Genomic DNA, 12,520 nt, shown 5'->3' with positions numbered 1-12,520 from the left:
CTAGAAGACATATTCCAGGATCCCGCCCTCTGCCCGTCCGAACCTTCGCAATTGCTGGCATGACGGCACTTAAATTGAAGTTACGGTTATCTGCTGAAATTTAGTAAGCCTTCAGACTTATCGACGAAGCGAGATCCGGATTGCTTCGGCGTCACCCAACGTTGCCTGGCTCTCTTGCAGCGAGTCGGCTTCGCGGTTCGCATCCTCCGCAATTTGCTTGCGTGGCCCGATCGTGCCATGCGAGTACGGTTTGTTGCCATTTGGGACCTGCAGTTGCTGCGTGGCGCACGTGTAACTCACTCAGCGGCATGGCACCATAAAGATGGGTTGCACCTTCTGAATGTTCGATTTGGCGTGGCAAATAAGCAGCAAAGTCGCCCCTCAGGAGACGTAGGCTCTCTTTAGGGCGTCGTTTAATCAGCCGTCAGCATGTTCCAGTTGATAATAGGGCCGCCTCGTCTGCCGTTCTACGCGTGAAAGCCGGCGCTTTTTGCCAGGACACGAACAACATCAGTGCAACTTCAGAAACAGTTACACATCTCGACCGACGATCCCGGTCGAGATGACATCATTCTAAAAAAATCGATCTGATGGGAAACTGAAGTGGGGAGATGGTACGGTTGGGGGGTCTCGAACCTCCGACCTCAGGTGCCACAAACCTGCGCTCTAACCAACTGAGCTACAACCGCATGAATCACGTTTGACGCGACGGGGGTCACATACGAGGACTTGAGGATGAATTCAAGTCCCATTCCTCGTCAATATACAAAAAGGCTGGACGCGAGGTCCAGCCTTCTGTTTCCGATCGGCATCGACCGATCAGGCGACCTTGAAGGACGCCATGGCCTTTTCGGCGGCTTCCTTGGAGGGCTTTGCGAGCTTTTCGGCAACCTGCTTGGTGGTTTCCTGCATCGACTTCGCCTGATCGACGGCAAGCTCGGCCTGCTTGCGCAGGAACGAGGTCTGCAGCTCGATGAATTCGGCGACGGACTTGACGCCGAGCAGTGCTTCCATGTGCGAGAGCGAGGTTTCGGCGTTGACGCGAAGGACGTCGATCGCCTTCAGGCCGATCTCGACGGTGCCGGCCTGCGCCGTCTGAACGGTGGCCTCGAGCGTCTTGCCGGCTTCTTCGCCAGCGGTCTTCAGCTTGGCATAGGCGTCTTTCGACTGCTGGGCACCCTTTTCAGCGAATTCGCGGAAGGATTCAGCCAGCTTGGACGGGTCGAAAGAAGCGATTGAAAAAACGTCATCGGTCTTTATGGTAGCCATGGGTCGCATTCCTTTGGGCTAAGGCAGTTGCTGCCTGGGATCATCGAATGATGTCTATATAGGGCATTCCATTGTGCATTGCAACATAAATTGTGCGACGCACAAGTCGTTAACCCTTTCGGTTGAAAGCACCCCGCTGTTCTGGACCGGCATGCGACCTGCAGTTATTAATAAGCCGTTAATTTAGAAGGCCGACAGCGACAAGGTTCGATCATGCCCGCAGTCCAATATCCGTTCATCGATATCGCCGTGCATGCGCGGGTGCGGGAACGCTTTTCGCGCGGCGAAGCCATGGTGCTTTTTTCAGCCGATCTTGCCCGCCTGCTCTGGGCAAACGGCGCAGGTGCGGAGCTTTTCAGCCATTCAGCGGTCTACGACCTGCTCGATCAGGGCGTCGATCGCACCGACATCACCTTTCGGCAGCTGGAAACGGCGGCGCGTCAGCTCGCCCATGTCGGCGACAACAGAAGCCTGATGATCCGCGTCGCCAAGGGCTTTCAGCGCGCGCAGGTGCAGGCGGCCGCCGAACTGATCCGGCTTTCATCGGGCGAGAAGGCCATTCTGTTTTCCGTGCCGGTGTCGGCAAGGCCGCTGACGGCAGGCGCTGCGGCGGCCCAGATGCTGCAGGGCCTTGATGATCCCGACACGCATATGGCTGTCATCGGCGCCAATGGCGAGGTCATCGCCGCCTCGCCGGGCTTTGCCTCGCTCGCCATATCAGGCGAGACCGCAAAGGCCTTGATCAATCTTGCAGGCGCACATCCTGACCGCCTGGTAAAGCGCCCGGTCGCCACCGGCAGGGGTTATCTCCCGGCCGCAGTCGGCAGGCTCAACGACGAGCCGGCGCTCAATCTGCTTTTTGCCGTGGAAACCGCGATCGGTCATCTCGATCCGATCGATGCGCCCGTGCTCGACGAAGTCGATGCGCCGCCGCAGGCGGCTGACGCGCCCGCGGGGGAAGAAGGCACGTCGCAGTCCGAACTTCCTCCGGAAGAGGCGGCGGCGACCGGCTTCGGCGAGATCGTCGATGCGGTCTCGGGGATCGAAGAGGTCGAGGAGACGCTGGAGGAGATCGCCGACGACCGGGAACATCCGGCAGAGGCGGCTCTCACATCCGCAGAGGCGGCGGTTGCCGACGAGAACCTGGCCGCAGACGAAGCCCCAGAAAACGACGACGGCGCGACCGAGAGCCGCATGGATGAGGCCGACGAGCCCGCGGTGCCCTCCGATGAGGCCGCGAGCCATTCCGCCGACGAGACGGCGGAAGCGACCGCGATGGCGGAGACACCCGCCGAGACCGGCCAAATGCCGTTCGATGAGGCGCCGGACGCCGTGCGCGAAGAGCCGGCCGTCGCAGCAACTGCAGCTTCCGACGCGCCTACTGCCCCGTCGCTTGCGCCCGAGCCCGGTTTCGTCTTCAGGCCGAACAGCCGCGCCACCCGCTTCGTCTGGAAGATCGATGCGGAAGGCCGGTTCAACGAGGTCAGCCATGAATTTGCCGAGGCCGTCGGTCCGCATGCATCCGCCATCATCGGCTCCGCCTTCAGCGATATCGCCGCTCTCTTCAATCTCGACCCCGACGGCAAGATTTCCGAGGCCCTCGCGCGCCGCGACACATGGTCGGGCAAGACGATCCTCTGGCCGGTCGAAGGCACCAGCCTCGTCGTTCCGGTCGATCTCGCCGCACTGCCGACCTATACCCGCAACCGCGACTTCGACGGCTTCCGCGGCTTCGGCGTCGTCAGGCTTTCCGACGCGCAGGAAGATCCGCTGGCGCTCGGCCTGACGCTCGGCCCGAACGGCGTTGGCCATGATGCGGCAGGCCTCGGCCCGACGGCCGACGCTGTCAGCGAACCGGCACACGACATTGACGCCGCGCCCGAAGCGGTCCCGGCGGACGCGATCGAGGACCATCCGCAGACCGAAGAGACGCCTTTCAAAGCGACCGGAGAAGAGGCCGGCTTCGAGCCGCCCGCCCGGGAGAGGGCCGCCGAAGAGATGCAGGAGAGCACCGGTGAAGCGCCGGCGGCCGATGCCGCAGACGAGCCCCCGGCGCTTCGCATCGTGGAAACGCCCAATCGCCGTTCCACCGACAAGGTCGTGCAGCTTCACAGCACAGGCGCCGCATTGACGGCCGCCGAACAGGCGAACTTCCGCGAAATCGCCAAGCGCCTGGAAGCCTTCGGCGCCCGCAGGGAAGAGCCCGACGCGCCGCCGACGGGCACTACCGCCACGGAAGCGCCGTCCTTCGAAGAAGGAGCGGCGCCCGAATCCATCACCGGCGAAACGCCCGCCGTCGATACGGCCGACGCAGCTTCGGTCGAGGAGACGGCGCCGCAGGAGGCAATCTTCGAGAACGCGGTCGACCCGCTGCGCGAAGACGCCGCTGAAAAACCCGACGCCATCGGCGAGGACGAGGCGACGGAAGGGCTCGAGGAGACGGTCAGCCAGATCGAGGTTCTCACAAGCTTCATCCCGCCGCGCGTGAAGATGATTGACGGGCTTTCGGCCGGAACGGTCGACCAATTGCCCGTCGCGGTGCTTATCCATGTCGGCGATGCGCTGCTCCATGCCAATCCCGAATTCATGCGGCTGACGGGCTACCACTCGCTCGACGCGCTGCGTGAGGTCGGCGGTATCGAAGCCCTGCTGCAGCGCCGCGAACTTGAGGAAAAGGCAGCCGGTTCCGGCACCATGATGCTCGTCAAGGCCGACGACACGCTGATACCGGTGACTGCGCGGCTGCAATCGGTGCGCTGGGAAGATGCCAACGCCCTGATGCTGGCGCTGATGCCGGTGGAACGCAAGGAAGACGCCCGCGCCGAAACCGGCCGGTCGGAAGCGCGTCCGGAACGGATGGTCGAGAAGGTCGCCAAGCTTCAGGTCGAAGTGGAGGAATTGCGCTCGATCCTGGAAACGGCGACCGATGGCGTCGTCGTCATCGGCACCGAGGGCGATATCCGTTCGATGAACCGGTCGGCGAGCGCGCTGTTCAATTACGACGAGCAGGAGACGCGCGGTAAACCCTTCGTCATGCTGTTTGCCCATGAGAGCCAGAAAGCGGTCCTTGACTATCTGAACGGCCTTGCCGGCCACGGCGTGGCAAGCGTGCTGAACGACGGGCGCGAAGTGATCGGCCGCGAAGCCGGCGGCGGCTTCGTGCCGCTGTTCATGACGATGGGCCGGCTTACCTCCTCGAACGGCTATTGTGCCGTCATCCGCGATATCACCCAGTGGAAACGCACCGAGGACGAGTTGCGCAACGCCAAGGGCGCGGCCGAAACCGCCAACGCCCACAAGACCGATTTCCTCGCGCGCGTCAGCCACGAGATCCGCACGCCGCTCAACGCAATCATCGGCTTTTCCGACATGATGGCGGGTGAGCGCTTCGGTCCGATCGGCCATCCCCGTTACATCGAATATGCCAACGATATCGGCCGCTCCGGCCGGCACGTGCTGGATATCGTCAACGATCTCCTGGACATTTCGAAGATCGAGGCGGGCGAGATGGATCTTGACTTCGCCGCCGTCGGCCTCAACGAGGCGGTCTCGGAGGCCGTCGCGCTCGTCCAGCCGCAGGCGAACGGCCAGCGCGTCATCATCCGCACGGCGCTGTCGCATTCGGTGCCCGAGGTTGTAGCCGATCTGCGCTCGATCAAGCAGATCGCGCTCAACATCCTATCGAACGCCATCCGCTTTACCCCGTCTGGCGGACAGATCGTCGTATCCACCTCCTATGAGGCGAATGGCAGCGTGGTGTTGAGGGTCCGCGATACCGGCATCGGCATGACGCGCGCCGAACTCGACCATGCGATGAAGCCGTTCCGCCAGGTCTCCTCAACCCAGTCACGCCATCGCGGCGATGGCACCGGGCTCGGCCTGCCGCTGACCAAGGCGATGGTGGATGCCAATCGGGCGACATTCTCGATCAATTCGGCGCCGAACGAAGGCACGCTCGTCGAGATCACCTTCCCGTCGCAGCGCGTGCTGGCAGGCTGATCCCTATCGACGGGGCGGAGCCGCCTGAAGGCTGGACGGCAGGCAAAAAAAAGGCAGCCAGAGGCTGCCTTCAAATGGGTGCTGTTCAACAAGAGCTCAGTCGATCAACGTCATGTTTCGTAAGCCCGGAGGCTTCAGGCCGCCTCGTTCATGTGCGGCCCCCAAGTTGTTTCACCTTTGACAAAGGTTTCTTAACGAAAGGTTTCCAGCACAAGGCATTGCTGAATGGTGAAAGCTTGTGGTTTACGATTGCTTATCAGTCCCTCAGTTCGCTCAAATCAGCGAAGAGCCGCAGCGCTTCGGGGTTGGCGAGCGCCTCCTGGTTTTTCACCGGCCTGCCGTGAACGACCTCGCGCACCGCAAGCTCGACGATCTTGCCGGATTTGGTGCGGGGAATATCGGCAACCGCGATGATCTTTGCCGGCACGTGCCGCGGCGACGCGCCGGTGCGAATACGCGTCTTGATCGCCTTGATGAGATCCTCGGTCAGCGTCACACCTGACGCAAGGCGGACGAAGAGGATGACACGCACGTCGTCATCCCACTCCTGGCCGATGCACAGCGCCTCGGCCACCTCGTCCATCTGTTCCACCTGGTTGTAGATCTCGGCCGTGCCGATGCGCACCCCGCCGGGGTTGAGCGTCGCATCCGAGCGGCCGTGGATGACGAGGCCGCCATGCTCCGTCCATTCGGCAAAATCGCCATGGCACCAGACATTGTCGAACCGCTCGAAATAGGCGGCGCGATATTTGGCGCCATCAGGGTCGTTCCAGAACATGACAGGCATGGAGGGAAAGGCCTTGGTACAGACGAGTTCGCCCTTCTCGCCGCGCGCCGGCTTGCCATTATCGTCCCAGACGTCGACCGCAAGGCCGAGACCGGGGCCCTGGATCTCGCCGCGCCAGACCGGTTGCAGCGGATTGCCGAGCACGAAACAGGAAACGATATCGGTGCCGCCGGAGATCGAGGCGAGCTGAACGTCCTGCTTGATGCTCTCATAAACGAAGGTGAAACCCTCGGGCGACAGCGGCGAACCGGTGGAGGTCATCAGCCGGAGGCTTGAGAGATCGTGGCTTTTGCGCGGTGTCAGCCCGCCCTTGCGCACCGCATCGATATATTTTGCCGAGGTGCCGAAAATCGCGAATTTTTCGGCCTCGGCATAGTCGAACAACACATTGCCATCAGGTGCAAAGGGCGAGCCGTCGAAAAGGCAGAGCGTGGCGCCGCTGGCGAGCCCGCTGACCAGCCAGTTCCACATCATCCAGCCGCAGGTGGTGAAGTAGAAGAGCTTCTCACCCGCCTGCAGGCCGCAATGCAGACGGTGCTCCTTCAGATGCTGCAGCAGTGTGCCGCCGGCCGAGTGCACGATGCATTTGGGCACACCGGTCGTGCCCGAGGAAAAGAGGATGTAGAGCGGATGGCCAAAGGCAAGCGGCGTGAATGCGATCTCCCCGGCCTCATAGGGCGCAATGAAGGCTTCCAGTGTCGAAGCCCCTGATGTCTTGCCCGCCACCGCCTCGGCATCGCCGGCATAGTGAACGACGATCGTGGGGACACCGAGGCTTTTCGCCACCGCCGCAACCTTGGAGCCGACATCCTGCAGCTTGCCGGAATACCAATATGCGTCGCAGGCGATGAAAAGCCTGGGACCGATCTGGCCGAAACGATCGAGCACACCCTGCTCGCCGAAATCGGGAGAGCAGGATGACCAGATGGCGCCGACGGAGGCTGCGGCGAGCATGGCGGCGACGGTCTCCGGCATGTTCGGCATCATGGCGGCGATGCGGTCGCCCTTGCCGATGCCGCGTGCCGCGAAGGCCTGCTGCAGCTTGGAGACCAGCGCGCGCAGCCGATCCCACGACCAACGGTCTTCGGCCTTGTCCTCGCCGCGGAAGATGATGGCGTCGGCCTCGCCGCGGCCAGGCAGCAGATTTTCGGCGAAATTCAGCGTCGCGTCGGGAAAGAAGCGGGCGCCGAGCATGCTGTCACCGTCGACGAGCACCTCTGCGCCGCGCTCTCCCTTCACGCCGCAGAAATCCCAGACGGTCGACCAGAATTTCTCCCGCTCGGCGACCGACCATGCATGCAGATCGTCGAAGCCGGAAAGCGAAAGCCCGAACTCGCCGTTGCAGCGCTCGATGAAGGCATGGATCGGGCTTCTTGCGACCGCCTCGGCCGAGGGCACCCAAAGTGGCTTATTATCCTGCATTCATTCCTCCTCCCCAATGCCGTCTTTATATCATGCTGCATTGCATTATAAAGACGGCGCGATCCCAAACCTAAAACCGCTGGCATAAACCGGATTCATGCGACGCGGTCGGCTCTTCGTTTTATGATGTCATTGTCCTGGAACCGCTGCACGCTTCCGGGCGACATGCATTGGATTTGCATAGGCCGGATATTTCATATATCGGGCGAAATCAGCGCATAACCGGTAACCGGCGGAGATCATGGGTACGTCTAGACATCGCAGGTGGCGCAGGAAGATCGGGCCCGTTTCGCGCTGGCTTCCGGCCTTTGCCCGCATGTCGACACTGCTTCTGCTCATTGCGCTTGCACTGTTCGTGGCCCTCAGGGTCGCAGCGCCCTATCTCATCACGACCGGTTTCGTGCGCTCCGGCATCGAGGATGCGCTGTCGAAATGGACGGGCTACCATGCCGAGATTAAGGGCACTCCGGTTCTCGAATTCTGGCCGACGCCGCGCATCACGCTGAACCAGGTCACCATCCGCCAGCCCCGCGAAAGCGGCGACAAGCTGCTCGGCAGCATTGAAAGCCTGTCGGCGGATTTCAGCCTCATCGATGCGCTGAGAGGCCGGACGAGTTTCCACGAATTCCATCTGCTTCGGCCCAACCTGGCGCTGACGCGTGACGAGAATGGCCTGATAGACTGGAGTTACGCCGGCCTGCTTGCGCGCGCGATTAGCGGCGTGCGCTACGAAAACGGGGCCGAGATACTCGATCCCGCGCTCGATGCCGAGATCGGTGCGGTGACCGTCGAGGACGGGACGCTTGCCGTCACCGATATCAAGAGCGCCAAGACTTACAATTTCGACAGCGTCACAGCCGACATTGGCTGGCCACGGCTCTCCGGCGCGATCTCGGCTGTCGTGATCGCCCGTATCAACGGCGTGGACCTGAAGGTGGATTTCGCCTCGCGCCAGCCGCTGCTCGCCTTTGCCGGCAAGAGCGCCGAGACGCGGACATCGCTGACGTCAAACCTGCTGACGGCCCGTTTTCAGGGGATCGCCAGCATCGCCAGCCTTTCGGCGCTGTCCGGCAACATCGCCGTCAGCATTCCCGATGTGCCGGCGTTTCTGACATGGTCGGGCAGATCGCTCCCCGGCGTCGGCACGCTGAAGAGCGCCTCGCTGGAATCCGACATCATGTCGTCGGGCAGCGGGCTGCGTTTCAACGATCTCAGCCTGTCGCTGAACGAGGCGAGCGCCACTGGCGTGATGGACCTTTCGACCAGGGCCGGCAGACGGCCGAAGATCGGCGGCACGCTCGCCTTCGACCAGATGAACCTGAAGCCGTTCCTCGACGCCTTTGCCCTGAGATTGGCGGCCGGTGAGGCGGATGACATCTCCGCCGGCATCAGCGAACCGCTGCAGTTGCTCGACGTCGACGTCAGGCTTTCGGCGCGGCGCGCTGAGATGGGCCGCTTCGAGCTTTCCGATGTCGGCGCCAGCATGATCGTCACCGGCGGCGAGGCGAAGTTCGATATCGGTGACAGCGGCTTCGAAGGCGGCGAAATGACGGCGCATCTGGAGGCGACGCGCCGCGACTTCGACGGCGGCGGCAAACTGCAGCTGTCGATCCGCGATGCCGACTTCGCCGGCCTTGCCGAGCGTCTGCAGCTCAAGGGACCGCTGCCGCTTGCGACGGGATCGCTCGATCTCGACCTGCAGTCGTCGAAGGCGATCTGGACGGCCGGTCTTGCCGACGTCACCGGCAAACTGCATTTCTGGACGAGGGAAGGCACGATTCCCGGCGTTGACACCGGCGCGCTCAGGATGCAGGCCGCCGAAAAACCGTTCTTTCCGCTGAGTGCCGCAGCAGGCGGCGCCTTCGCCTTCAACCAAATGGACCTTCAAGCCGATTTCGCCAACGGCTCTGCCGAAATCCATGACGCCCATGTCGTCGGGCCGACGCAGACGCTGGCGCTTTCCGGCGTGATCACCTATCAGTCGAACGGGCTGGCGCTTTCCGGTTCGCTGGAGGCAACCAACCCGGCCAAGGCGGCAGAGTTGCCGCTTCTGCCGTTCTTCGTCGGCGGCTCATGGCCGAACCCGGTGATCTCGCCGGTTCCGCTTTTCGGCGGCACGCCCCACGCGCAATAAAGAGCCTTGCGCCCGATAGGACAGAGGCTCAGGCGCCGGCGGCGGCCACCCGCTCGTCGCGCTCGCGCTGCACTTCGCGCCGCTTGGTGATGACGGATGCACAGATAACGCCGACCGCGACGATGGCGATCAGGATCGTGCAGATCGCATTGATCTCGGGCGTCACCCCAAGGCGCACCTGGCTATAGATCTTCATCGGCAGCGTGGTTGCGCCGGGGCCGGAGGTAAAGCTTGCAATCACGAGGTCGTCGAGCGACAGCGTGAAAGCCAGGATCCAGCCCGAAAACACCGCCGGCGAGATGATCGGCAGCGTGATCTCGAAAAAGGTTCGCACCGGCGGCGCGCCCAGATCCTGCGCGGCTTCCTCGATCGACTGATCGAAGCTCAAGAGCCGTGATTGCACGACGACGGCGACGAAGCACATGGTCAGCGTCGTATGCGCCAGCGTAATCGTCCAGAAGCCGCGGTCGAGGCCGATCGCCACGAAGAGCAGCAGCAGCGACAGACCGGTGATGACTTCGGGCATGACGAGCGGCGCATAGACCATGCCTGAGAAGAGCATGCGGCCGCGGAAGCGCGTGTAGCGCACCAGCGTCAGCGCCGCCATCGTTCCGAGCATGGTCGCGAAGGTGGCCGACAGCAGACCGACACGGATCGTCACCCAGGCGGCATCGAGCAGGGCCTGGTTCGAGAGCAGCGAGACATACCACTTGGTGGAGAAGCCGCCCCAGACGGTCACGAGCTTCGATTCGTTGAAGGAAAAGACCACCAGCAGCACGATCGGCAGGTAGAGGAAGGCAAAGCCGAGCACGACGGAGATGATGTTGAAACGGGTCCATCTCAGCATGACTTACTTCCCCCGCTCTTCGGCATTGGCCTGCGCATTCTGGAAGAAGACGATCGGGATCACCAGGATCATCAGCAGGATGGTTGCGACCGCCGAGGAGACCGGCCAGTCTCTGTTCGCGTTGAATTCGTTCCAGAGCGTCTTGCCGATCATCAGCGTCTGTGAACCGCCGAGAAGATCGGGAATGACGAACTCGCCAACGGCAGGGATGAAGACCAGCATGCAGCCGGCAACCACGCCGGGGATAGACAGCGGGAAGGTGACGCGCCAGAAGGCCTGGACCGGCGTGCAGCCGAGATCCTGCGCCGCCTCGATCAGCGTGCCGTCCATCTTTTCGAGCGCCGAATAGAGCGGCAGCACCATGAAGGGCAGGTAGGAATAGACGATACCGATATAGACCGCCGTCGGCGTGTTGAGAATGATCAGCGGGGTGTCGATGATATGCAGCGACAGCAGGAGCTGGTTCAGCAGTCCCTCGGGTTTCAGGATGGCAATCCAGGCATAGACGCGGATCAGGAAGCTCGTCCAGAACGGCAGGATGACGAGCATCAGCAGCGTCGGGCGGATGGTGCGCGGCGCCTGCGCCATGCCATAGGCGATCGGATAAGCGATCAGCAGCATCAGCAAAGTCGAGACCGCCGCGATGATGACGCTCGACAGGTAGGCGTTGAAATAGAGCGGATCGTCGGTGAGATAGCCGTAATTGTCGAAGGAGAAACTCGCGACCTTGCTCCAGAAACCGCTCCAGCCGTCGGCAAAGGAGAAGACAGGCTCATAGGGCGGTATGGCGATCGCCGTCGTCGACAGTGAGATGCGGAAGACGATGAAGAACGGCGCCAGAAAGAAGAGCAGCAGCCAGGCATAGGGAATGACAATGACGAGGCGGTTATAGAAGCGTGATGCCAGCTTGCCCATGATTTCAATCCTTCAGCAGCACACCCGCATCCTGATCGAAAGAAACCCAGACATCCTGATCATAGGTGAAGGGGTCTTCGACGGAACGCTGCGCATTGAGGGAAGAGGCTCTGACGAACTGGCCGCTCGCCAGCTTTATGTGGAAGATCGTCATGTCGCCGAGATAGCCGATATCCCAGATCTCGCCCTTGGCCGCATTGACGGGGGTGTTCGCCGGTGCCGCGCGGCTGACACGGATCTTTTCCGGACGGATGGCAAAACCGGCCGTGCTGCCGATTGCCGGAGTGTCGGGGGCGGCAATGCGGATGGTGAAACCGCTGTCGACAGCAATCTCGACGGCGCCATTTCCCGACGTCGTCACCTTGCCGTCGAAGATGTTCACGTCACCGATGAAATCGGCGACGAAGCGGCAATTCGGCGCCTCATAAATTTCGGCGGGCGTAGCGACCTGCACGACCTTGCCGTGGCTCATGACGGCGATGCGGTCGGCCATGGTCATCGCCTCTTCCTGGTCGTGGGTGACGACGACGAAGGTGAGGCCGAGGTTCTGTTGCAGGTCCATCAGCTCGAACTGGGTTTCCTCGCGCAGCTTCTTGTCGAGCGCGCCGAGCGGTTCATCGAGCAGCAGCACTTTCGGGCGTTTGGCGAGCGAGCGGGCGAGCGCAACGCGCTGGCGCTGGCCGCCGGAGAGCTGGTTCGGTTTGCGTGAGGCAAACTGCTCGAGCTTTACGAGCTTCAACATCTGCGTCACGCGCTCAGTCATTTCGTCCTTCGGCATGCCGTCCTGCTTGAGGCCGAAGGCGATATTCTTCTCAACGGTCATATGCGGGAAAAGCGCGTAAGACTGAAACATCATATTGACCGGCCGCTTGTAGGGCGGCGTGCCGGCGAGATCGGTGCCATCGAGGACGATTTCGCCCGAGGTCGGCTGCTCGAAGCCGGCGAGCATGCGCAGAAGCGTCGATTTTCCGCAGCCGGATGCGCCGAGCAGCGCGAAGAATTCACGATGATAAATGTTCAGCGACAAATCATCGACGGCGGTGAAATTGCCGAAGCGCTTGGTGACATTCTTGAAGGCTATGAAAGGTTTTGCAGACGGATCGGCCCAGGGTGCGAAGGCGCGGCGGATATTGCCCAAAGATTTCAT

Annotated in this window: 7 protein-coding genes and 1 tRNA gene; 2 read left to right on the top strand and 6 right to left on the bottom strand. The window is 62.1% G+C overall.

All coding sequences use genetic code 11. The features are described from left to right. Positions 1-612 precede the first annotated feature (612 nt). Positions 613-689: transfer RNA gene (locus B5E41_RS16715), tRNA-His, on the bottom strand. A 130-nt stretch (positions 690-819) separates the two neighbouring features. Further along, positions 820-1,269, bottom strand: coding sequence for a phasin (locus B5E41_RS16710; RefSeq protein WP_011424084.1), 450 nt, complete (start codon positions 1,267-1,269; stop codon positions 820-822). A 213-nt stretch (positions 1,270-1,482) separates the two neighbouring features. Between B5E41_RS16710 and B5E41_RS16705 the strand changes: the two genes are divergently transcribed. Further along, positions 1,483-5,268, top strand: coding sequence for an ATP-binding protein (locus B5E41_RS16705; protein WP_088395262.1), 3,786 nt, complete (start codon positions 1,483-1,485; stop codon positions 5,266-5,268). Between the two features lie 256 nt (positions 5,269-5,524). Here B5E41_RS16705 and B5E41_RS16700 read toward each other — a convergent pair whose 3' ends face one another. Then, positions 5,525-7,477: an acetoacetate--CoA ligase gene (locus B5E41_RS16700; RefSeq protein WP_088395261.1), complete on the bottom strand. Its 1,953-nt coding sequence runs from the start codon at positions 7,475-7,477 to the stop codon at positions 5,525-5,527. Positions 7,478-7,718: 241 nt separating this feature from the next. Between B5E41_RS16700 and B5E41_RS16695 the strand changes: the two genes are divergently transcribed. Further along, positions 7,719-9,611 carry an AsmA family protein gene (locus tag B5E41_RS16695; RefSeq protein WP_088395260.1) on the top strand — a complete coding sequence of 631 codons (1,893 nt, stop codon included), beginning with the start codon at positions 7,719-7,721 and terminating at the stop codon, positions 9,609-9,611. A 28-nt stretch (positions 9,612-9,639) separates the two neighbouring features. On the opposite strand, the gene B5E41_RS16690 is transcribed toward B5E41_RS16695, so the two are convergent. The 3 genes from B5E41_RS16690 to B5E41_RS16680 are packed head-to-tail and all read right to left on the bottom strand — an operon-like array spanning position 9,640 to position 12,520. Further along, on the bottom strand, positions 9,640-10,458 hold the full coding sequence (locus B5E41_RS16690) for an ABC transporter permease (RefSeq protein ID WP_088395259.1): 819 nt from the start codon (positions 10,456-10,458) through the stop codon (positions 9,640-9,642). A 3-nt stretch (positions 10,459-10,461) separates the two neighbouring features. Beyond that, positions 10,462-11,373 (bottom strand): ABC transporter permease subunit, encoded by a 912-nt coding sequence (locus tag B5E41_RS16685; RefSeq protein ID WP_088395258.1) that lies wholly within the window; start codon positions 11,371-11,373, stop codon positions 10,462-10,464. A gap of 4 nt (positions 11,374-11,377) precedes the next feature. Next, on the bottom strand, positions 11,378-12,520 hold the full coding sequence (locus B5E41_RS16680) for an ABC transporter ATP-binding protein (RefSeq protein WP_088395257.1): 1,143 nt from the start codon (positions 12,518-12,520) through the stop codon (positions 11,378-11,380).

It is taken from the genome of Rhizobium esperanzae (genome assembly GCF_002204185.1).
Lineage (GTDB): Bacteria > Pseudomonadota > Alphaproteobacteria > Rhizobiales > Rhizobiaceae > Rhizobium > Rhizobium esperanzae.
This window is presented reverse-complemented; position numbering and strand designations above follow the sequence as displayed.